Source organism: Chloracidobacterium sp. (assembly GCA_016711345.1).
Classification (GTDB): Bacteria; Acidobacteriota; Blastocatellia; order Pyrinomonadales; family Pyrinomonadaceae; genus OLB17.
The window spans coordinates 1,315,513-1,337,867 of the sequence record JADJTD010000001.1; the positions used below are offsets into that span (position 1 = coordinate 1,315,513).

Here is a 22,355-nt window from a genome sequence, read left to right on the forward strand (position 1 = left end):
TCCGTTCGACTTATTACGGATGTGTCATGTCTTCAGCTTTTACAAGCTCGTCAAATTTCTCTGCTGTCAGCAGATCAAGCTCAACCGCAGATTCTTTAAGAGAAATGCCTTTTTTATGTGCATTTTTCGCAATCTTTGCGGCGTTGTCGTAGCCGATGTGCTGATTTAGCGCTGTAACGAGCATCAGTGAATTTCGCAAATAATGATCGATCTGGTCGCGGTTGAGTTCGATGCCTTTGATGCAGTAATCGACAAAACCGTGACAGGCGTCGTGAATCAACCGCACGGAATGCAGAAAATTGTGGATCATTACCGGCTTGAAAACATTCAGCTCAAAATTGCCCTGTGAACCGGCAAATCCTATCGCCGCGTCATTGCCAAAAACCTGAACGGCAACCATCGTCATTGCTTCGGATTGAGTCGGGTTAACTTTTCCAGGCATGATCGAACTTCCCGGCTCGTTTTCCGGCAGCGAAATTTCGCCAACACCGCATCGCGGCCCTGACGCAAGCCAGCGGATGTCATTGGCGATTTTCATCAAGCTGCCCGCAAGCGTTTTCAATCCGCCGGATGCAAAGACAACTTCGTCGTGCGCGGAAAGCGCCGCAAATTTGTCAGGATGTGATTTGAACGGTAATCCTGTAAGTTCTGCGATCTTATCCGCCGCGCGCTGGGCAAATTCGGGATGAGCGTTCAATCCTGTACCAACCGCCGTGCCGCCGATCGCAAGATCAAACAGGCCCGGCATTACCAGTCGCAAGCGCTCTATATCGCGTTCGACAAGCGAAGCCCAGCCGCCAAATTCCTGCCCGACTGTCATCGGAGTCGCATCCTGCAAATGCGTCCGGCCGATCTTTACGACATCTTTGTATTCCTGTGCTTTGGCGTCGATAGCATCGCGAACTTTTTGAACTTCGGGAACTAACGCAGTCATTCTTTCTGCCGCCGCAATATACATCGCCGTCGGAAAAGTATCGTTCGACGATTGCGATTTATTTACATCGTCATTCGGATGGACCGGCGTCTTCGAACCCATTTCCCCGCCGGCGATCTCGATCGCACGGTTCGAGATGACCTCGTTGGCGTTCATGTTAGTCTGCGTTCCCGAACCTGTCTGCCAAACGCGCAAAGGAAAATGATCATCAAGTTTTCCCTCGATCACTTCATCCGCCGCCTGTTCGATAAGCTTCAGCTTGTCGCCGTCCAATTTGCCGAGATCGAAATTAACGATCGCAGCGGCCTTTTTCAAAATTCCAAGTGCTCGAATAACCTCACGCGGCATCACATCGAACCCAATGTCGAAATGTTTTAACGAACGCTGAGTCTGCGCTCCCCAATACGCCGTAACAGGCACCTCGATCTCGCCCATCGAATCGGTTTCAATTCTAGTCTTTATCATTTTTTTGTTGCGTCTGACATATATTTGCTTTCCACCGAAAACGCAATTTTACAACAGTTTCGCAAACCCCAAAAGACCTGAGGCAACAAAACAGTTTTGGATCTGGATCAACCAAAAGATCAGATCACACCAATGTCGGCTAGACAGCGTTTGATACGTTCGAATGAGTGTCCGATGTCGTTGTCAAGCCCCACCGAAAATCGCACGAGCCCCTCGCTCAGGCCCATCGCTTCGCGTTCCTCGATCGGGATCTCGGACGAGGTGCTGTGGCCCGGCGCGCTAAAAAGCGTCTTGAAATAACCAAGACTCACCGCAAGGTATCCAACCTTTTCCTGCTGCATCCGAGTCATTAGCATATTTGCATTACTGAGACTGCCAACGTCGAGCGTAAGCATTCCCCCATACCCATAACCGGGATTCATTAATTGCGTCAACAATTGATGCTGCGGATGCTCGGGCAGGCCGGGATAATGGACGGTCAGGCCGAGCCCACTAAATTTTTCAGCAAGAAACATCGCATTCGCACTGTGCTGCCGCATTCGCAAATGTAAAGAATGCATGTTTTTTAGGATACTGGCGGCTCTAGTACTGTCGAGCACGGCACCAAGAAGCATCGAAGCCCCGGAATTTATGTCAGTTAGTTTATGAATGAACTCGTCACTCGCACAGACTGCTCCTGCAACACAATCACTCGTCCCGTTGATGTATTTTGTAAGGCTGTGAACGACGATGTCGGCACCGAGTCGTATCGGCGACAATATCATCGGGCTAAAAGTATTATCAACGACGAGTTTCAGGCTGTATTCTTTGCAAAGGGCAGTAAGAGTTGGTATGTCGGCAACCTCGAGCAGTGGGTTGCTCATTGATTCACAATAGACAACACGCGTTCGATCGGTTATCAGCGAACGCACTCTGTCAATGTCGTTAAGATCACAGAAATGAACATTGATCCCAAATCTCGGAGCGAAGTTCTTGTAGAATGCGTACGTACCGCCGTAGATCGTTCTTGAAGAGATAACTTCGTCGCCACTGTCGCAAAGCTGGAGTATGGTCGAGGAGATCGCTGCCATTCCTGAAGCCTTTGCCTGCGCGGACTCACTGTCTTCCATTCGGGCTAAAGCGTCAGAAAGGAACTTGTTGGTGGGATTCCAATGCCTCGAATAAAGGAAACACCCTTCGATCTCGTGCTCAAAAAGCTCCTCCATACGGTCCGGGTTCATGAAGGTGAATGTCGACGAATCAGTGATAGATGGATTTACATCGCCAAATTCGCCAAAAATCAAAAAGTCTTGAATAGCGTTGCTTGGATCAAATTTGTAACTCATACCACCTTCCTGCAGTAGCAATAGATGAACTCCTGAGTGGTTCCAAACGGCGTCTCATGAGTTTCGCCGACACTCTTGATGACTTTGAACTGTTCGCCAAATTCATTGTGCATCGATTCGGGATCATAACGAACAACATCCAGACCGCTGCATTTTTGCGGGCCGTCAAGCCCAAGAGAAGCAACAACTATGTGGCCGCCAACCTTGAGCGAACGCATTACGAGTTCGACATACTTGCGGCGATCTTCGGCATCGGTCAGAAAGTGGAATACAGCCCTATCATGCCAAATGTCGAAGTGGTTCTCCGGCAGAACAACTTCGGTAATGTCTGCCTCCAGCCACTCGATCTTTTCTGCCGAATCCCCTAACCTTTGTTTGCTTTTTGATATAGCTGTCCCAGAAATGTCCAGAACCGAAACGTCTACAAAGCCATTGAGCAAGAGATCATCAACAAGGGTCGAGCTGCCGCCGCCGACATCGATGATCGCAGCATCTTTCTCAACACCGGTATTCAAGATCATTTGCAGCGAGTTGTCCAGGTGGTCACGGTACCAGCTGACCTGATCGTGGGCCTTTGTCGAATACACATTTTCCCAGTGTTGTTTCTTTTCCATTTCACACCTCCCCGTTCTTGTCGGAACAACCAACCTTTTTTTCAATATCTTGACCTCGGGACCCGACGTCACATGCTCCGCGCAGTCAGGTGCTATAGCCCAGCCGGGGCAAGACAACAAGCTGCAGCAAGAGCCACAACCCCAAAATTCCACCCAATATTAAAAGCTCGTACATTTTATCTCACTCCTAGAAAGGCCGTCCTTTTCCTCGTCCACCACCCGTGACGCCTTCGCTGCAACGCATAAACGCCGGAAGATGATTGTCGCGTGACGCACTTTGAAGCCGCGTGAAAACCTCTTTGATATCCGGTTCCTTCACAAACCGAAAGTACCCTTCGTAGAGAGCAATGTTATCGTTTTCCAACTTTACTCCTGCTTTGCAGGCCTCGATCAGATCCGCCGGCACGGTGATCTTGGCCGGATCAAATTCGTTCGCCGGAACCGCGACACCGTATTTTGCAAACAAAGGCAGTAGAAATGATTCGTGCTTTTTCTCCGCCTCGACAATATTGATGAAAGGGCGTGAACTCGGGAATTTGTTCAACACAGCCTGATATGTTGCCTGAGAGAGACGCTCATCAGCTATTGCGGCGATCAGAGCATCCTGCGTCTTCTGATCAAGCTTGCTCGAAGTGAAAGCAGCCGTATGGGGCGATAAGGTCTCCATCGGCAATCCCGCGGCTTGCCAAGCAGCGGTTCCGCCAATGACGCTCAGCACGTTATTAAATCCGGCGGTTTTCAGAATGTCTGCCGCCTTTTTTGAACGACTTCCGGTTTGGCAAATAACATATACAGGCTCGTTCTTTTCGAGTGAATCGAGCCTGGTCGAGAGCGTATCGAGCGGAATGTTTACCGCCCTAGCCGCATGTCCGCCGGTATATTCTTCCTGTGTGCGAACATCGACAAACTGAGAATATGCTTTGGACACGGCAGCTTGAGCCTCAGCCGGGGAAACTTCTTTAACATCCGTCGCGACATTCGAATCGGTTTTACTTAATAAAGTCGTTTGGCAACCGCCAAGAATAAAAACTGTCGCGGCAATAAATATTAAGATCTTCATTGTCTCCTCCTACTTCGAGTTTGCACAGGCGGTCGCCGAAACTTCTGTCTCGAGTCCGGCGGCGATCCACGCAGCCGTACCGCCAGTGACGTTGAATATTTTCTTGAATCCTGCGTTTTCCAGGATGCTCGTGCCGATGCTAGAACGATATCCCCCCTGACAGATGACATACGTCGGCGTGCTTGGATCGATCTTGTAAAAATCAGCGGCGAGTTTGTCGAGTGGGATATTGAATGTACAGACCGCGTGTCCGGCTGCATGCTCGCCAGCCCGGCGGACATCGACAAATTGTATACCTTTGTCAGCCTTAGTAAGTTCGCTAACCTCCTCGACCGATACCTGTTCTACAGTATTTTTCTCCCCTTCATAATTGTCGAACATAATAAAGCCGGTCACGGTTTCGTGGCCGACGCGAGCAAGACGCATAATGGCCTCGTCGATCTTTTCTTGATTGTCAGCAACGATCGCGATCGACGTCCCAATAGGAATCAGTGTTCCGGCCCACGATGCAAACTGTCCGCCGAGGCCGATGTTGATTGAGTTTGGAATATGGCTGGCGCCATACTCAAAGTTTTGCCGAATATCGATCACGACACCGGCAAATCCGTTAACCTCCTCGGATGACAATTCTTTGGGTTTTGGCAGGTCTGAAAGGTCCGAGGAGCCCTCGAGATTTTTGGCGGCGCTTTTCGGAAAATATGCTGGCACCTCAGGTTGGTCAGTGGCTACGATCTTTGCAAATTCATCTTTGCTCATCGGCTGAAGTGCGTAATTGAATTTACGCTGATTGCCGAGCGTTGACCAAGTCTCTTTTGATAATGATTTGCCGCACAGACTTCCCGCTCCATGTGCCGGATAAACCTCAGTCTCATCGGGCAGCGGAAGAATCTTGTTATGCAGAGAATCATAAAGCATCTCGCCCATCTGCTGAGCAGTAAAGCCTTTCGAACCGATCAGATCGGGTCGTCCGACATCGCCAATAAAAAGTGTGTCGCCGGTAAACAACTTCAGCGGCTCCGAAGGATTTTCTTTATCCGTCGCAACTATCGTTATGCCTTCCGGTGTATGTCCCGGCGTTTCGAGAAACGTTAGCTTTATTTTGCCAACGTTTAGCTCATCGCCGTCTTTCACCTTGTGCGTCGGAAACTGCGTATTTGCCCGCTGTCCGTAAATGATCTCAGCTCCGGTTTTTGCGGCCAGCTCAATGTGGCCCGACACAAAATCTGCGTGCGAATGCGTTTCGATGACGTACTTGATCCTTTGCCCGTGCGATTTGGCTTCATCAACGTACTGCTGCACATCACGCTGCGGATCGATGATCGCGGCCTCACCATCGGAGCCGAGATAATAAGACGCGTGAGACAAACATCCTAAATAAAATTGCTTGAATTGCATGCCCTTGTTCTCCTTATTTAATTCTATCAGCCTAAAAAATGATCGTGTAATTTTTGAACACGAGAAAAGTTCCAACGCCTAGGACCAAGACAGCAAACACCTTCTGTAGGCGATTCGCTGGCAATTTATGAGAAAACAGCGTTCCACCTATGGCTCCGCCTACTGCCAACGCTATCACCCCTAGGGTCAGAGTCCAATCGAGTACGTCTTCGCCCAAATGACCGATGAGGCCGGCGACGCAGTTAAGAAAGATCACAAATAGTGACGTGCCTATAGCCTTTTTCATATCGAGGCCGCCAAACAGCACCAGTGCGGGTACTATCATAAAGCCGCCGCCAACTCCTAAGAAGCCTGTCAACACCCCCACGCCTAACCCGGCAAAGACGCCTTGGATCAGATGAGGTGAATGCTCGGTATTTTCAATTGAAGCGTTACGTCGCCATATCATTAACAAGGCAACTGCCACCATAAGCAGGCCGAACGACAACAACAAGACCTGCGGCGAGACTAAGGTCGTCAGTGGCGAACCGATGAACGCCCCAACGATGCCAGCCGCTCCGAAAATCGCACCGCCCTTAAGGTCAATGTTGTTCTTTTTGTAATGCATGAACGATCCAAAAAGGCTCGTCGCACCGACGACCGCGAGCGACATGGTCACCGCTTCATGCGGCCCGACACCTAGAAAATATACCAGTATAGGTACGGTCAAGATCGATCCGCCGCCGCCGATCAACCCTAAAGACAATCCTATGACCGCACTCAGGATCAAACCGATAATGAAAAGTACTGACATTTTGTTCCTTTGATAACCTAATTGGTCTTTTCGCAAGCTGCCGGTCCATTATTCCAAGGCATTCGTGCCAACACCATTGCCATTCCGCATGTATCGGTGAGAGCTGAAAACATTAGGCCGGCTGCGACAAACGCAGACAACAGCACGAGATATGGATGCACAAATAGGCTCAACAGCACGCCTATGAGCACGATGCTGCCGGCCGCGAATCTAACCTGTCGTTCAAGTGACCAGACTTTTGATTCGCCCTTAACAACCGGCAGATTCGCTCCTGCCCATGCTGTCATGCCACCCTCAACGACGTGAATGTCACTGAAACCCTTCGCTGCCAATTTTTCTGCGGCTTGTTTCGCACGATTGCCCGAACGGCACATCAGATAGACCGGTTTAGAATGATCAATCTCTTCCGCGTGCTTTTCAAAATTGGATAGCGGCATCAACTGCGCGTCGGCGATGCGCTCGCTATGGAACTCAGAAAATTCACGTACGTCGATCACCTGACATTCGCCGCCGGCTCCCAGCATCTCATTGACCTCATTTACAGTTGCTTGTTTGATCATTTTTCTTGATTTCTCTCCTATTGGTCTATATACTCAACTTATGTATGAGCATATAACTATATCGTTATATTGTCAACTAATAAAATGCAAAATGATCAAGAAATGTCTGCCGAGGCCATAAGTTATGTAGCCGGAAGGTTTAAGGTGCTGTCGGAGCCGCTGCGATTGCAGATACTTCAGCATCTGCAGAAGGGTGAATCGAGCGTTTCCGCAACAACTCAGGCCGTAAATTCAACTCAGCCAAATATCAGCAAACACTTGAAGATACTTCAGGATGAAGATCTTGTCGCTCGGCGCCAGGATGGAAACACGGTCTATTACCGCATCGCCGACGAATCTGTCTTCGCTCTTTGCGACGTAGTTTGCGGCAGTTTGAAGCAGCGGTTCAATGAACGAAGCGCTATGTTCGGCTAATTGGGACGATGGGTATATTCGACAACAAACCGATGCGGTTCATTCTCGTTTTCCGCATCCATAACTACAAAATCTGTCTGCATCAAGCCATTCTGCTCAAATCGGCTTAGATCACGACGTGATAAAGGCCAAGGCATTTCATTCGGCTCTTCCTCGTCCTCGCGCCCGCGTGTCACAACAACCAACTTACCGTTTTCTGCAACAAAAGCAGCGACTGCATCAATGACAGATGGCCGCATTTCGGGTGGCAGCGGCTGTATCGTATAGATCTCAAGCACAAGATCGAATGCGCTTAACCACCCGCGAGACGGCTGAAAAAGGTCGGCGACCTCAAATTGAATCTCCGTCTCGCCGTACAATTTCTTTGCCCACTCGATAGCCGTCGGTGAAATATCAAACGCAGTCACCTTGAAGCCAAGATCATGCAGATACTTGGCATCGTCGCCAAGCCCGCAGCCGACAACCAACGCACTGCGGCCATTGCCTTTCAGTTCGTTGGCCTCTGCCCATTTTCGAAAATACGAATTCGGCTCGAGATCGGCCCACGGGATCACGTCATTATCGCCAGCCGCTTCTTTGTAAAGTGCGTCAAACCAACCTAAGGTGTCGCCGCGCGCGGCAAACTCTTCCTGGATGGCTCGAACGCGAGCTCTTCGTTCTTCGATATCTTTAGTCTCGCCCATTTTATACGGTCGGAGCTCCAGATTCCTTCCACGCCGCCCAGCCGCCGTCCATCGACCAGACGTTGGTATAGCCCATCTTTTGCAAATTATCTGCGGCAAGGGCAGAGCGATAACCACCGCCGCAATAAAGAACGATCTCTGTCGATTTATCAGGATGGGCTTGAACAATATCGCGTTCGATAATGCCGCGCCCCATGTGTTTTGCACCGGCAGCGTGTCCGGCGGCGTATTCGTTGTCCTCGCGAACATCGATCAGCACGGCACCTTTTGCGACCAGTGCGCGTGCCTTTACAACACCACATTCGTTGACACGGCTTTTTGCGTCGTGAACTATAGCCAAAAACTCTTCAGAAAGTATCATAATGCCTTCAGTTTACCGCAAACCGCGACCGATTCACTAGCTTGAGTCGGGCTAAAGCCATATAATGAGTCTTACGCATGTTTTTTAATTATTTTAGACGAGGTTAACTACATTGGCAGAACAATTTGACGTAACAATTATCGGCTCCGGACCTGGCGGCTATGTCGCTGCGGTGCGTGCCGGACAACTTGGATTAAAGGTCGCGATCATCGAAAAAGAGAAAGACGCACGACTAGGCGGCACTTGCGGCCTGCGAGGCTGTATCCCGACAAAAGCACTCCTAAACGCAGCTCATCTTTATCAAAAAGCCGGCGAATTCGAGCATTTCGGCTTGAAAGTGGATGGCTTGAGTTACGACTTTCCGGCTGTCCAGAAATACAAATCCGATGTCGTTTCAAAAAACTCAGCCGGCGTGACCTATCTGATGAAAAAGAATAAGGTCACTATTTTCAACGGATTTGGCAAAATCGCGGGCAAAGGTAAGGTCGAGGTCGCTCTTGACGGCGGCAAAAAAGAAACCATCGAAACCAAGAACATTATCATTGCAACTGGTTCAGTCGTGCGGCCGATCCCAGGTTTTGAAACCGACGGCAAGCAGGTTGTTAATTCCGATCATATTCTTGAATTGACCAACGTTCCAAAATCGATGATCGTAATGGGTTCTGGTGCTGTCGGAGTTGAGTTTGCAAGCGTTTATGCTCGGTTTGGTTGCGACACAACGGTGATCGAGTTACTCGACCGCATCGTTCCGATCGAAGACGCTGACGTTTCTAAGGAATTGCTACGCAGTTTCAAAAAACAGGGCATCAAATGCGAAACGGGCGTAAAGCTCGATAAGCTAACGAAAGACAAAAAAGGCGTTAAGGTTTCGGGCAAAAACGCGAAAGGCGACGATGTTTCGTTTGAAGCGGAAATGCTGCTGGTTGCAGTCGGCCGTATGCCATATTTAGAAAATCTCGGCCTCGAAAACACCAAGGTAGTCGTAAACCCGCGCGGAACGATCAAGGTCAACGAATATTGCGAAACCGGCGAACCTAACGTGTACGCCATCGGGGACGTCATCGACACTGCCTGGCTCGCCCATCTCGCTTCAAAAGAAGGCATCTTGGTCATCGAAAAGATCGCCGGCAAAAAGGTCGAGCCGATCAAACAAAACCTCGTCCCCAACTGCACCTACTGTGACCCCGAAGTAGCAAGCGTCGGCCTTACCGAAGCCAAAGCCAAAGAAGCAGGCTATGACGTCAAAGTAGGCAAATTCCCGTTCTCCGCTTCCGGCAAAGCTCGCATCCTCGGCGAGACCGACGGTTTTGTAAAGATCGTCGCCGAAAAGAAATACGACGAGGTCCTTGGCGTCCACATCATCGGCCCGCACGCGACCGAGTTGCTAGCCGAAGCCTGCGTCGCCATGGCCCTCGAATCCACCGCCGACGAACTAGGCCGCATCATCCACGCCCACCCCACAGTAAGCGAATCCGTAATGGAAGCCGCCGAAGGCGTGCACGATCTGACGATACATATGTAATGGCGTCAACCTCGTACCCTCGCAATAAAATCAATATTCTTCTGCTTGAGAACATTTCCGATGCAGCGGTTGAGGAACTGCGCGTGGGTGGGTATGCGAATGTTCAGAAGATCAACGGCGCGTTGAGCGAAGCTGAGTTGATAAAGGCAGTCAAGGGTGTTCATTTGGTTGGGATTCGCTCAAAGACGCAAATCACCAAAAATGTAATCGCAGCGGCGGATAAGCTGCTTGCGGTTGGGTGTTTTTGTATTGGGGTCAATCAGGTCGATCTCAAAGTGGCGACCGAAAAAGGTGTTGCGGTGTTTAATGCGCCTCATGCTAATACGCGTTCGGTCGCGGAGCTTGTGATCGGGCTGTGCGTGATGTTGATACGGAAGATTCCGGATAAGAACGCGGCGGCACATCGTGGGGAATGGTTGAAGGAAGCAAAAGGCAGCTTTGAGCTTCGCGGCAAGACGCTTGGCATTGTCGGTTACGGCAATATCGGTTCGCAGGTTTCGGCGATGGCTGAATCGTTGGGGATGCAGGTTATTTATTACGACATCGCGACAAAGCTGCCGCTTGGGAATGCAAAACAGTTTCGGGATTTGAAAGAGCTATTGAAAAACTCTGACATCGTGACGCTCCACGTGCCGTCGGACGCGACCACGCGAAACATGATCAACGCCGATACGCTTAAGTCGATGAAAAAAGGCGGTATCTTGCTCAATTACAGCCGAGGCGATGTCGTTGATCTGAAAGCGTTAAAAAATGCTCTCGACAAAGACCAACTTTCAGGTGCAGCAATTGATGTTTTTCCGTCCGAGCCGGAAAAGAACGGTGACGCTTTTTCATCGGTTCTACAAAATCTGCCAAACGTCATACTCACGCCGCACATCGGCGGTTCGACCGAGGAAGCGCAGGCGAACATCGGCCTCGACGTAACAGCAAAGCTCATAAAATATCTCGAACTCGGCACAAGTGAAGGCTCACACACCGTTCCGCCCGTTTCCTTGCCGCCGCAGAGCGGAACGCACCGCATCCTGCACATTCACCGAAACATCCCGGGCGTGCTAGGCCAGATAAACTCACGCCTCTCAAAACGCGGCCTCAACATCACCGGCCAATTCCTCAACACCAATCCCGAGATCGGCTACGTCATCCTCGACGTCGATTCGCGAATATCAAAAGATGCGTTCGAGATACTAAAAGGCATCAAAGGAACTATCCGCGCGAGAATGGTTTATTAGGAATTTTAACCACAGATGAACACAGATAGAAACAGATAAGAAATTTTCTTATATCTGTGCTTATCTGTGTTCATCTGTGGTTAAATTCTCTTATGAAGTTTTTACTCTGCCTCGTCACTGTCCTATTTTCTTTTCAATTTATTAACGCCCAATGGGTTAGACAAACCGTCAACACGACCGCATCGTTTCGCGGCCTGTCGGTCGTGAACGAAAAAGTCATCTGGGCAAGCGGCACTGAAGGAACAGTCATTCGCACTATCGACGGCGGCAAGACGTGGAAGGTAATGACAGTTCCCGGCGCCGAGAAACTCGACTTCCGCGACATCGAGGCTTTTGATGCAAACACGGCTTATATTCTCAGCATCGGCAACGGCGAATCTTCACGGATCTACAAAACGATCGACGGCGGCAAGACTTGGAAGGAACAGTTTCGCAATAAAAGTGAAAAGGCGTTCTTTGATGCAATTGACTGTAGTTCCCGAGAGCACTGTTATGCTCTAAGCGATCCTGTCGAAAACCATTTTCTTTTGACCGAAACTAGGGACGGCGGAGAGTATTGGGATTCAACATTTGCGTCGGAGTTTACTATGGTCAGCCCCAAAGCACGATCAGACGAGGCTGCGTTTGCGGCGAGTGGCACATGTTTGACACATAACTTTCTTTACAGGTTCTTTGTTACAGGCGGAAGCGGTGCCCGGGTTTTTCGCGCGTTTTGGTCCCCTAACACCGGAGCATCGGACTGGGAGGCTTTTTCTACTCCTTTTGTCCACGGCTCTTCCGGCAGCGGTATTTTCTCAATAGCCATGTTCGATATACAGAATGGAGTTATTGTCGGAGGCGATTATGAGAAGCCGAACGAGGCTATAGATAATTTAGCTTTCACACACAACAGTGGCGAAACATGGAAACTTGGAACCGGTTTGAGCGGCTATAGATCGGCGGTCACCTACGTTGATAAGAAAACGATCATCGCAGTCGGCACGAATGGCACGGACATGACTCGCGACGGAGGCAAGACGTGGAAGAAGATCGGAGATGAAAACTTGAACGCAGTCGCCGCGAACGGTAAACGAGCAGTTTGGGCAGTCGGTCCAAAAGGCATGGTCGTTAAAATGAAAAAATGACATACGCCTGGTACGACATTCTCGGAACGCTTGGCGTTGGCGTAATTGTTCTCGCTTATATTCTGCTGCAGGTCGGGCGTTTGCGGAGCGATCAATTGGCGTATTCTGTGATGAACGCCGTTGGTGCGGCGCTGATACTGATCTCGCTTTATTACGACTTTAACTTCCCTTCCTTTGTAGTAGAATTTTTCTGGCTTATTATCAGTTTGTTTGGGATCGGGAAATACTTGATGGGGAGGAAAAGCTAGATGCCAGGAGGACCGGTATTTGACGAGCCTCAAAGCTATATTGCGTTGGCGGCCGTTAAATTTGTTGGTTATACCTGTTCGGCCTATTTTTTCAACGCTCGATTTGATGAAAGTAATGCAAATCCTTTCTTGTTCGGAGCCGCGCGTACTGTTCTTGGAATGTTGCTTGGAGCAGCCGTAGGATTTGCTGGTTTGATAACCCTCAATCTAGCTCTTATTGTCTTTCTGTTCGGACTTATACCATTCAGAATTTTTGAGTGGTACTTAACACTGTGGATTTTCTACCGAAAGAGTTCCAACTATAAGGACTCATTGGTAACAAACATTGTGTTGGGCATCGTTTGGTCTTTTGCTTTGGATATTCCTGCAATAATTGGCTTTATAGCCACAGGTGGTTTTTGGATTTGTTAGTGATATGCAAAATTTTACGAGCATTCCATTTAAGACGGATAAGTACCAAGGGCTGGCTGAGGTCAATGGCTTTGCAAAGTTTTCGAGTGCGGGTATCGTGCTCGAATTTGAGACAAAGATGCTCGGCCTCGTCTCGACCGGCGTAGAAGAAGGTCGCATCTCGATTCAGGATATTCTAGACATAAAGTTCAAAAAAGGCGTTTTCAAACGCAGTGCCAAGATCGAGATCCGTACAAAATCCCTTGCCGCAATGATCGGTCTGCCAAATGACAGCGGCAAACTCATCCTCAAAATAAAAGCCGAGGATCTCGAACGCGGCCAGGAAGCCGTTGATAAAATTCAAAAGGATATGTCAGCTTATGCCGCTGCCCTGCCGCCAACGCATACACCCGTGAGCGTTCTGTTTGACGAGAGTGAGGATGAAACAAGAAAATTAAATTAGTTTCTCTGCGTGCTTTGCGATCTCTGCGTTAAGAAACTAATTTAAGCAAGGAACGCCAAGGTCGCAGAGGCATTGTCGCTTGAGGAGTTTGACACACTTACAGGAAAAGAAAATTCATATGCCAAAATATGTGATCGAAAGAGAGATTCCCGGAGCGGGCGATCTTACCGCTGACCAGTTGCAAGGCATCTCGCAAACGTCTTGCGGCGTGCTGAGCGAACTTGGCCCGCAGATACAGTGGGTTCAGAGCTTTGTAACGGGCGATAAAATATATTGCATCTACATTGCTCCCAATGAAGAAATGGTCCGCGAACACGCCACACGCGGCGGATTCCCGGCGAACAGTATCGCTGAGGTCAAAAACGTCATCGACCCGACAACTGCAGAAGGATAGTGACCGACCAGCAAAGCAAAACTCCAACCAACACCCCTATGCCTCCGGCACAAGCACAGCGAGCCGCGTTTGTCGCAGTGCTGTCGTTCCTGTTCTTTCTGGCGATGATGTTCGCCTATTATATTCGGCAGTCGATGCTGTATTTCCTACTTGCAACGGCTTTTCTGATCGTTTATTTTGTCACGATGATCTCGATCGTCCGGCTTCGCCGCAAATGAAAATAAAAAGGTGCTTTGATTAGCGAAATTCTCATATCCGAGGAATTTTTGTATCCTATATGTTGATATTCGTACGGAGAATTTATGAGCGTTGAAGTCGTAATGCCTCAGATGGGCGAGTCGATAACCGAAGGAACTGTTTCAAAGTGGCTGAAAAAGATCGGCGAGCGCGTCGAAAAGGACGAGGCCATACTTGAGATCTCGACCGACAAGGTCGATGCCGAGGTGCCAAGCCCCGGCGCAGGCATTTTGCTGGCAATAAATACGCAGGAGGGCGAAACAGTCGAAGTTGGCACTGTGGTCGCTGTTGTCGGCGAGGAAACCGAGTCTGGAGCTGTGAGACAAGAGACTGGAACGGTTGCGTCAGACCCGGTTGCGTTAGCGACTGTGGCGCCTACAGAACCCGTGAACGCTGCGACACCTGCAACTCCGCAATCCACAATCCACAATCCGCAATCGTCCGACGCGACCGAGATCATAATGCCCCAAATGGGCGAATCGATAACTGAAGGTACAGTTTCCAAATGGCTCAAGGCGGTCGGTGACAAGATCGAGAAAGACGAGCCGCTGCTTGAGATATCAACTGATAAGGTCGATGCCGAAGTGCCTTCTCCTGCGCGCGGAACTTTACTTTCGATCAACGTTCAGGAAGGCGAAACAGTTGAGGTTGGAGCGGTGTTAGCCTTAGTTGGAGTTAGCGGAGCCACCGTTCAAAGTCCAAAGCCCGAAGCCCAGAGTCTGGTTGATGAGCCGCCGGTTGCTCAGGCTGCAACTGCTTCTTCCGCATCTCAGCACTCAGCACTCAGCACTCAACACTCAAATGGCGGTTCGAATGGCAATTCAACAATCGATGAATTGCGTCGTCAAAAATCGAGCCCGCTTGTTCGCAACATAGCAAAAGAACACGGCATCGACATCACTCGAATTCCCGGCAGCGGCATTAGCGGCCGTGTTACAAAGAATGACATTCTCTCTTTCATCGAAACCGGAGCGGCGTTGAGGCCTCAGGATCTTTTGGTCAAAGGCGCACCGTCGATGCCTGTCTCATCTGCTTCGAAGCCAAAAGCTGCATACACAGTGCCGCAAACGGTCGCTTCGATGGAAGACCGCGTCGAAAAAATGTCCGTGATGCGTAAAAAGATCGCCGAACACATGACGTTTTCCAAACAGACCTCGGCACACGTCACTAGCGTTTACGAGATCGATATGACGAACGTCGCGAAGTTTAGAACTGCTCATCAGCCTGACTTTCAGGCACGTTTTGGCACAAAACTGACGTTTATGCCGTTTATTTTCCAAGCGGTGACGGCGGCGATCCGAGAATTTCGCATCGTCAATTCTCAAGTTAACGGCGATCAGATCATTTACAAAGGCGACATCAATCTCGGTATGGCAGTCGCACTCGATTGGGGCCTTATCGTACCGGTTATTAAGAACGCCGACACGCTCTCGCTCCCGCAATTGGCAACAGCCGCCAATGACCTTGCCGATCGTGCCCGAACTAAACGGCTCAAACCCGACGAAGTTCAGGGTGGCACCTTCACGATCACAAATCCCGGTGTTTTCGGCGGGCTTTTCGGCACACCGATCATAAATCAGCCGCAGGTCGCCATTCTCTGCGTCGGAACTATTGAAAAACGTGCAAAAGTTCTAACCTCGTCTGATGGCGACGATTACATTGCGATCCGCCAAATGGCCTATTTTGCATTGACTTACGACCACCGCATCGTGGACGGAGCCGATGCCGAAAAGTTCTTGGCGTATCTAAAGGGCTACCTCGAAAATGCTCCGTTTAGTATTTGACCGCAAACAACGTGTAAAATATTGTTTGCATTTGTAATTATTTTGTGTATTCTTGATTGTATTAGGCCTTTCGGCATTGCTTCACAATTAGAGTCTTTGGACTTCCTTTTATCACGTTCTTCGACAGATCTTGACGTCATTTACAAGTGTTCAGATATTAGACAGGTTATTTCACACACAACCCGAAGGCTTTCAATGGCGTCATAGAACTTTGTAGTCCACAAGACTTTTAAATTAATTTGCCATTTTTTCTTTTAGGAGGATCAGGAATGTTTAAGAAAATATCAGTATTAATATTAGCCCTCACTATCGGTGCGGTCAGCGCTTTTGCTCAGGATGCACAGCTTCGTTCTGCGGTTGCCGGACAAAAATATAAGATCAAAGGTGTTGTGGTCGCCCAAGATGATGCTAATACATTTGTAGTTCGTGATGCGGTCGGTGTTGACACCAAGATAGTCGTCACCCCAAATGCCAGCATTAAAACAAAAGGCGGCTTTTTTGGAGGCGGCGACAAGTTTCCGGCTAATTCGATCGTTCGAGGCCTGAACGTGGAAGTAGAAGGTATCGGCGACAGCACCGGTGCTGTTGCTGTCAACAAAGTACGTTCCGGCAAGGACGATCTCAAAATGGCGACCGCGATCAACTCAAGAGTTGCTCCAGCTGAAGAACGCCTAACAGCCACCGAACAGAATGCTCAACGCATTTCCGGCCAGATCGACGAATTGATGGCGATCTCAAACGCTGCGAAAGGCGGTGCTAAGGCTGCTCAGGATACAGCAGATGCCGCAGTTGCGGGTGTAAATGCCACCAACAAACGTATCTCCGATCTTGACGACTACGTCACACAGACCACGGCGACCGTCAATTTCAAAGTCGGAAGTGCGGCTCTTACGTCTGAAGCAAAAACCCAACTCGACGAAGTTGCGACAACAGCAACCGGCCTTAAAGGCTATATGATCGAGATCACAGGCTTTGCGTCAGCCGATGGCAGTGCAAAGGCCAATAAAGCCCTTAGCGAGCGTCGTGAAAAAGCTGTCCGAGAGTATTTGATCGATAACCACAACATCTCGCTTCGCCGATTTACGCCATCTTATGGTTTTGGAGAGCTGCAGGCAGTTGCCGATAACGCAACCCGCGAGGGCCGTGAACAGAATCGGCGCGTAGAGATCAAACTCTTGGTCAGCCGCGGCCTTAACCAAAATGTCGAGGTCAAATCACAACCTGCCGATACCACCGGCCAGTAATTTGGTTATTTTGAAAGGGATATCCGATGTCGAGCGTTGTGCTGACACGGATATCCTTTTTGGTATCTAAAGTTTGATAGGGGCAAATCATAATGTTTGGAATCAAAAATAAGTTGGTAATTACTGCAATCTTAATTGCCTCAGTCAGCTGCCTGATCGCTCAAACACCCAATACAAAACCAAAAAATGACGACGAGGTCATCAAGGTTTCATCTAGACTAGTTGTAGTGCCGGTTTCAGTAACTGATGCTAACGGCAATCCTGTTGAAGGACTCACTGCAAGAGATTTCCGTGTATTAGAAGAGGGCAAAGCTCAAAACATTGAAAATGTCGGATCAGCAGATAAGGTGCCGCTTGAGATCGCATTGCTTTTTGATGTGTCCGCCAGCACCGATGCGATGTTCAAATTTCAGCAGGAAACAGCCGCTAAATTCCTGAGGGAAGTGTTAAGGCCGGAAGACAGAGCTACTATTTATACGATCGGCCAAAAACCGGTCTTAGTGCAGGGTCGAGATGTTTCAGAGAGATCGATAGAAAGCGTCCTGACGATTTCCGCAACAAAAGGAGCAACCGCATTTTTCGATACTGTCTCTGCCGCCGCAAAGGAACTGAGAACAAAATCGCCGCTCGGCACTCGAAGGGTGATCGTTGTTATCTCTGATGGCGAAGACAATTTTAGCGAAGGCCTGCGGATGACGCAGCGTGTTGCGGAATCAAATATCTCATCAGGAAACCCTGATCCTGAATTAAAAAAAGTCGGAAAAATCTTGGCTTTGGCTCAAGAGAAAACGAAAAAGGCCGAGCGCTCAAAAGTTTTGAAACAACTTCAGGACGCCGACTCGGTTTTTTACTCGATAAATCCTGCCGGCAGTTCTTATCAGTTGAATCAGATCAGCGTTTTTGGCCAGGAAAATATGCAGACCTTTGCAGACGCGACTGGCGGCTCGGCATATCTACCGAAGTTTCAGCCAATTGACACAAAGGACGCTTTGCAGAATTCGGGCAACACTCGCAAAAACAAAACGACTCTCGATCTTATCTTTCGCCAGCTTGCCGGCGAACTGCGGGCACAATATCTAGTTCAATATTATTCCGAAGCCGATTTCCCTGTTAGTAAATATGTAAAACTAAACGTTGACGTCGATAACCACGGTACCCCACGAGTGCGTGCGAGACAAGGCTACTACGTCAAGAACTAGCTATTTTTGCTTACGATGCTCTCGCTTGAAATTACTTTCATCTTTCCCATCTCAAACTTTTCATTCGATTGTTTTTTCTGCGGAGCAGCAACCTTGCCTTGAACCACGTCTCCCTTGATCTCGGCGTTGGCATTTTTAGGCGGGGCGGCGATCGCTCCCATTAGCGGTATCGGTGTCGGCGAAGGAATTACTAACGGGCGGGCTATCTCTCCCATTATCGTTCGGCCCTTAGAAAAAGCAGATACAAACAAAATGCCTGTAAATAAAGCCATGATCAAAGATGCCAAAGCGGTCGCAAAGATCTTTGTTCGCTGCTTCACCTTAGCCCAACCAATAGGGCAATCCTGCGTGATGACGCTGCCGTCCGCTCGTTTGTAAAAACGAACGCAAAGTCGGCCTTCCGAATTCATCATCAAAGATTCCGCTTCGTCGCGACTCATTCCCGAAAGGTTGTAAACATTGAGCTTGCACTCACCGCAAAAGCGCTTGCGGTCGTCGCCATACATCTCATTCCAATCCGCACTGCACGGACTGGCTATACTAATATTGTTTAAAGGACTCTCAAATTTAGACATAGGTAAACTCCGTTCAATTATTACTCAGCGTATGCTGTTGTCTTATGAACGGAGTTCTAAAGAGGTTCTTGCACAAAAAACTATTGGATTTCAAATCTAGCGAGGATGACACAACGAACCTTTTCAGGAGCAAACGAGAGTGGTTCGCCGTAAATTGATCTCACGGCAGCGTTAGACATCGCATTTGCAGAATAATAAGAATATTGGTTCCGCTTTTCAAAGATATTCAGCGACTCATTGTCGATTTCTTTAACAAAGATAGCACTGCCGACCTTTCCACCAATCGCGGACATCAGATATTCGGCCTTAGTCTTAGCCCCTTTAATAGCCTCGATCCGCAACTCTCGTCGTATCTCGTCAATGCGAGAATTCGTGGCAACGACCAAGTCGAGGCGGCTAACGTTGATCCGATCCGCTATTTCCTGTAGAGGAGCAACCTTGTTTAGATCCCTGACTATGAGTCGATAGTCCTGACTGGCAAGCACATCCTTGAGTCTTCGCTGACGGACATATCTCGCGGAGATATCGTAGATTGAAAGATCTTTTGCAAGATCCACTCCTATCTTTTCAAGCTCAAGGCGAAGCTGGGTCTCTTGTTGTTCGATGGTGATCTTGCCGCGGGTACCCATCCGTTCTGCCAACGCGATTCGGAAAGTAAGTTCATCTGGAATAACCATACGTTCGGCGGTTCCGGTAACTTCTATACCACGAATAGCATCAACGATATCTTGCCCAAACAAGGTTAAAGTCAAAACTACTATAAGAAATGTAGCAGCAATGATCGCTTTCATAGTTAGTCTCCTTGTGAAAACATAGTAGCACGATTTGTTCGGCGATATTTATGCGTGATCGGCCTGCGACGACCAACGCCAATAGCGTTCTTTGAGATTATCAAAGTCGGCGGCAGTTGCTGCCTTTTGAATTCATTTGCCGGATGCTCGACTTTGTTGAGAATGCCGTAAACGAGATCAGCATCATTCCCTGCGGCGATGATTTCGGCTGGTGAGGCCTTTTGCTCGAAATACATTTTCAGAACAGGGTCCATCGCTTCGTAAGGCGGCAGGCTGTCCTGATCAAATTGATTTGGGGCGAGTTCTGCCGAAGGTTTTTTATCGATGATCTTGTTCGGAATGATCTCTCGTCCAGCCTTTTCGTTGATGTGGCGTGCGATCTGCCAGACTTCGGTTTTCAGGACGTCCCCGAGCACGGCAAGTCCGCCATTTGTATCGCCGTAGAGCGTGCAATATCCGACTGCGAGCTCGCTCTTGTTGCCGGTCGATAGCACAAGGCTGCCTTCGGCATTTGAGATCGCCATCAGAATAACGCCGCGAATGCGCGACTGCATATTCTCGGCTGCAAGGCTCTCGCCGCCCTTTGAAGGCTTGTGCATCTCCATTTGTTGCAGCAGGACATCAAAAGTATCAGAGATCGGTTCAATGCGGCTCTCGCAGCCAAGATTAGCGACCAAGTCCACGCTATCTTTCACGCTTCCCTCTGATGAGAAAGGCGACGGCATCATCACGCACAGAAGATTTTCCGCTCCCAGGGCCTCAGCCGCAAGAGCAGTCACCAATGCGGAATCTATTCCACCGGAAAGGCCGAGAACGGCTTTCTTAAATCCATTCTTCTGAGCATAGTCGCGGATGCCGAGAACGAGTGCTTCGCGAATAGACTCGATCTCGTTTCCGGTAATGCCGCGGGCATCAGGCTTTCGAACGTCGAGCTCGACGGTCTCGACAAATTCCTCAAACGCCGTCGCCTGCAGAATAATATCGCCTTCCTCATCGGCTATCAGGCTTGCTCCGTCAAAGATGATGCCGTCGTTTCCTCCGACAAGGTTGACGAAAACTATAGGCTTCTTCTGCAGCTTTGCCCGATGAGCGACCATGTCGCAGCGAAGCTTTATCTTGCCCTTGTTATAGGGCGATGCGTTGATCGAAATGATAACGTCGGCACCCAAAGCAACAACCTCATCAGTCGGATCGTGCTCGTAAAGCCGCTCGCGCCAAAAAGTCTTGTCGTTCCAAAAATCTTCGCATACGACAACGCCGAGTTTTGTTCCGTTAACGTCAAATATCCGCCGCGCATCGCCCGGTTCAAAGTAACGTGGATCATCAAAAACGTCGTATTCAGGAAGCAGCGATTTGTCAGCAAATCCTAACAGCTCGCCATTATGCATCACGGCCGCACAATTAAAGAGCCTTCTGCCGTCAGCACTTTCATTGGGCCTGACAGTTCCAACGATCGCCGTTATACCCAGCGTTGCCGGAACGATCTCACGCAACGGATCGGGCGAATGTTCTATTATGTCCGCATCCTGAAACCAGTCCTGCGAAGTATAGCCGTGTGTCGAAACTTCGGGAAAGACGACCAGATCCGAACCGTCAACACGCGCTTTTTCTATCGCCTGAATTATTTTTTGAGTGTTGCCTTTGAGGTCGCCGTTGGTGGTGTTGATCTGGGCAATGGTTACTTTCATCTGCCACTATTCTACCGCATTCAAGCCTCTTGTTTTTTGTCCACAGGAGCCTTTTTTACCATTGTTAACCGGTTGCCGCGATCATTGTATTTGACCTCGTCCATTATGTTGTAAATAAAAAGTACTCCGCGGCCCGAGGTCTTAAAAAGATTTTCAGGATCCAGCGGGTCCGGAATGTTATTTACATCAAAACCGTCACCTTGATCTTCTATGGTAAATCGCGCTTCAGCCGGAGACACTTCGGCGGCCACACGGATCATTTTTCCTACGTCGAACTTGTTACCATGCTTGACCGCATTAACAAACGCTTCGTCGAGAGCCACAAAAAGGTTGGACTGTTCAGGTTTACAGACGCCGAGTTTTTCGACGCGTTTCATTAGATATTCAAGAACAATATGCATCAGCGAGATGACGCTGGGCAGCTCAAACTCAATACTCTCACGCAAACCCTGTACGACTTCCTCTTTGTCCACAAACCTGATCTTATAGTCGAGCACTGTCGCGACCAAGTCTTTTAGCAGATCCTCTTCAAAGTTATCGCGGCGAAAATTAGCAGCGCTCAGTTTGAAGGCCTTAACGTGCTCACCAGCCTTAACTGGTGACATATCTCGGGGAGTGATATTTCCGTTGGTTTTGATATCGGCCTGTTGAACCGGATCACTAACATCAAGATCAGATATTACGAGATCGAAAGTTCCAATATCCTTGACCTCTGAAGCGTTCGGACGCTTTTCAAGCACTTTCACTTCATGTCCGACGTGCGAAAACACTTCTTCGAGTGCCGTGGCAAGATCATCGTGGTCGTCGATAATAAGAATTCGTCGCTGCATAGACGGTAAGGAGAAGCCAACCGGAAATACGCC

Annotated in this window: 25 protein-coding genes; 12 read left to right on the forward strand and 13 right to left on the reverse strand. The window is 49.2% G+C overall.

The window, feature by feature from the left end:
* Positions 1-13 precede the first annotated feature (13 nt).
* The 7 genes from fumC to IPL32_05385 form a co-directional block, all read right to left on the reverse strand.
* Positions 14-1,396 (reverse strand): class II fumarate hydratase, encoded by a 1,383-nt coding sequence (gene fumC / locus IPL32_05355; protein ID MBK8465239.1) that lies wholly within the window; start codon positions 1,394-1,396, stop codon positions 14-16.
* Between the two features lie 122 nt (positions 1,397-1,518).
* On the reverse strand, positions 1,519-2,724 hold the full coding sequence (locus IPL32_05360) for an aminotransferase class I/II-fold pyridoxal phosphate-dependent enzyme (GenBank protein ID MBK8465240.1): 1,206 nt from the start codon (positions 2,722-2,724) through the stop codon (positions 1,519-1,521).
* Positions 2,721-3,338, reverse strand: a complete 618-nt coding sequence (locus tag IPL32_05365) for a class I SAM-dependent methyltransferase (GenBank protein ID MBK8465241.1) — start codon at positions 3,336-3,338, stop codon at positions 2,721-2,723. Before IPL32_05365 ends, IPL32_05360 begins: the two co-directional genes overlap by 4 nt.
* Before the next feature lie 187 nt (positions 3,339-3,525).
* Positions 3,526-4,398, reverse strand: coding sequence for a DUF2202 domain-containing protein (locus IPL32_05370; GenBank protein ID MBK8465242.1), 873 nt, complete (start codon positions 4,396-4,398; stop codon positions 3,526-3,528).
* 9 nt (positions 4,399-4,407) lie between these two features.
* Positions 4,408-5,793 (reverse strand): MBL fold metallo-hydrolase, encoded by a 1,386-nt coding sequence (locus IPL32_05375; protein MBK8465243.1) that lies wholly within the window; start codon positions 5,791-5,793, stop codon positions 4,408-4,410.
* Positions 5,794-5,824: 31 nt separating this feature from the next.
* The gene (locus tag IPL32_05380; protein ID MBK8465244.1) at positions 5,825-6,586 is read right to left on the reverse strand and encodes a sulfite exporter TauE/SafE family protein; all 762 of its coding nucleotides are present in this window, start codon (positions 6,584-6,586) and stop codon (positions 5,825-5,827) included.
* A gap of 17 nt (positions 6,587-6,603) precedes the next feature.
* A complete protein-coding gene (locus IPL32_05385) occupies positions 6,604-7,146 on the reverse strand; it encodes a rhodanese-like domain-containing protein (protein MBK8465245.1) in 543 nt (180 codons plus the stop codon).
* A 102-nt stretch (positions 7,147-7,248) separates the two neighbouring features.
* Here IPL32_05385 and IPL32_05390 point away from each other — a divergent pair, with 102 nt between their 5' ends.
* Positions 7,249-7,560, forward strand: coding sequence for a winged helix-turn-helix transcriptional regulator (locus IPL32_05390; protein MBK8465246.1), 312 nt, complete (start codon positions 7,249-7,251; stop codon positions 7,558-7,560).
* Here IPL32_05390 and IPL32_05395 read toward each other — a convergent pair.
* Together IPL32_05395 and IPL32_05400 are read right to left on the reverse strand one after the other, a co-directional pair.
* The gene (locus IPL32_05395) at positions 7,557-8,243 is read right to left on the reverse strand and encodes a class I SAM-dependent methyltransferase (GenBank protein MBK8465247.1); all 687 of its coding nucleotides are present in this window, start codon (positions 8,241-8,243) and stop codon (positions 7,557-7,559) included. The genes IPL32_05390 and IPL32_05395 overlap by 4 nt on opposite strands.
* A gap of 1 nt (position 8,244) precedes the next feature.
* Positions 8,245-8,604 carry a sulfurtransferase gene (locus IPL32_05400; protein MBK8465248.1) on the reverse strand — a complete coding sequence of 120 codons (360 nt, stop codon included), beginning with the start codon at positions 8,602-8,604 and terminating at the stop codon, positions 8,245-8,247.
* 112 nt (positions 8,605-8,716) lie between these two features.
* On the opposite strand from IPL32_05400, the gene lpdA reads away from it, so the two are divergent.
* The 11 genes from lpdA (at position 8,717) to IPL32_05455 (ending at position 18,438) form a co-directional block, all read left to right on the forward strand.
* Positions 8,717-10,126: a dihydrolipoyl dehydrogenase gene (gene lpdA / locus IPL32_05405; GenBank protein ID MBK8465249.1), complete on the forward strand. Its 1,410-nt coding sequence runs from the start codon at positions 8,717-8,719 to the stop codon at positions 10,124-10,126.
* Complete coding sequence (gene serA / locus IPL32_05410) at positions 10,126-11,355, forward strand: phosphoglycerate dehydrogenase (protein MBK8465250.1); 1,230 nt, start codon at positions 10,126-10,128, stop codon at positions 11,353-11,355. Before lpdA ends, serA begins: the two co-directional genes overlap by 1 nt.
* Before the next feature lie 92 nt (positions 11,356-11,447).
* Positions 11,448-12,479, forward strand: a complete 1,032-nt coding sequence (locus IPL32_05415; GenBank protein MBK8465251.1) for a glycosyl hydrolase — start codon at positions 11,448-11,450, stop codon at positions 12,477-12,479.
* A complete protein-coding gene (locus IPL32_05420) occupies positions 12,476-12,727 on the forward strand; it encodes a hypothetical protein (GenBank protein MBK8465252.1) in 252 nt (83 codons plus the stop codon). The genes IPL32_05415 and IPL32_05420 overlap by 4 nt, the downstream gene beginning before the upstream one ends.
* The gene (locus IPL32_05425) at positions 12,728-13,138 is read left to right on the forward strand and encodes a hypothetical protein (protein ID MBK8465253.1); all 411 of its coding nucleotides are present in this window, start codon (positions 12,728-12,730) and stop codon (positions 13,136-13,138) included.
* Between the two features lie 4 nt (positions 13,139-13,142).
* Entirely contained in the window at positions 13,143-13,580 is a 438-nt protein-coding gene (locus IPL32_05430; protein MBK8465254.1) for a hypothetical protein, read from the forward strand.
* 118 nt (positions 13,581-13,698) lie between these two features.
* On the forward strand, positions 13,699-13,974 hold the full coding sequence (locus IPL32_05435; protein MBK8465255.1) for a DUF4242 domain-containing protein: 276 nt from the start codon (positions 13,699-13,701) through the stop codon (positions 13,972-13,974).
* Positions 13,974-14,192: a hypothetical protein gene (locus tag IPL32_05440; protein ID MBK8465256.1), complete on the forward strand. Its 219-nt coding sequence runs from the start codon at positions 13,974-13,976 to the stop codon at positions 14,190-14,192. Before IPL32_05435 ends, IPL32_05440 begins: the two co-directional genes overlap by 1 nt.
* An 84-nt stretch (positions 14,193-14,276) precedes the next feature.
* On the forward strand, positions 14,277-15,995 hold the full coding sequence (sucB, locus tag IPL32_05445) for a 2-oxoglutarate dehydrogenase, E2 component, dihydrolipoamide succinyltransferase (GenBank protein MBK8465257.1): 1,719 nt from the start codon (positions 14,277-14,279) through the stop codon (positions 15,993-15,995).
* Between the two features lie 269 nt (positions 15,996-16,264).
* Positions 16,265-17,239, forward strand: a complete 975-nt coding sequence (locus IPL32_05450; protein ID MBK8465258.1) for an OmpA family protein — start codon at positions 16,265-16,267, stop codon at positions 17,237-17,239.
* Positions 17,240-17,331: 92 nt separating this feature from the next.
* Entirely contained in the window at positions 17,332-18,438 is a 1,107-nt protein-coding gene (locus IPL32_05455) for a VWA domain-containing protein (protein MBK8465259.1), read from the forward strand.
* On the opposite strand, the gene IPL32_05460 is transcribed toward IPL32_05455, so the two are convergent.
* The 4 genes from IPL32_05460 to IPL32_05475 form a co-directional block, all read right to left on the reverse strand.
* Entirely contained in the window at positions 18,435-19,013 is a 579-nt protein-coding gene (locus IPL32_05460; protein ID MBK8465260.1) for a hypothetical protein, read from the reverse strand. The two genes, IPL32_05455 and IPL32_05460, sit on opposite strands and share 4 nt — an antisense overlap.
* A gap of 80 nt (positions 19,014-19,093) precedes the next feature.
* Positions 19,094-19,804, reverse strand: coding sequence for an SIMPL domain-containing protein (locus tag IPL32_05465; GenBank protein MBK8465261.1), 711 nt, complete (start codon positions 19,802-19,804; stop codon positions 19,094-19,096).
* Positions 19,805-19,806: 2 nt separating this feature from the next.
* Entirely contained in the window at positions 19,807-21,492 is a 1,686-nt protein-coding gene (locus tag IPL32_05470; protein ID MBK8465262.1) for an NAD+ synthase, read from the reverse strand.
* 20 nt (positions 21,493-21,512) lie between these two features.
* The gene (locus IPL32_05475; GenBank protein MBK8465263.1) at positions 21,513-22,322 is read right to left on the reverse strand and encodes an ATP-binding protein; all 810 of its coding nucleotides are present in this window, start codon (positions 22,320-22,322) and stop codon (positions 21,513-21,515) included.
* Positions 22,323-22,355: the final 33 nt, after the last annotated feature.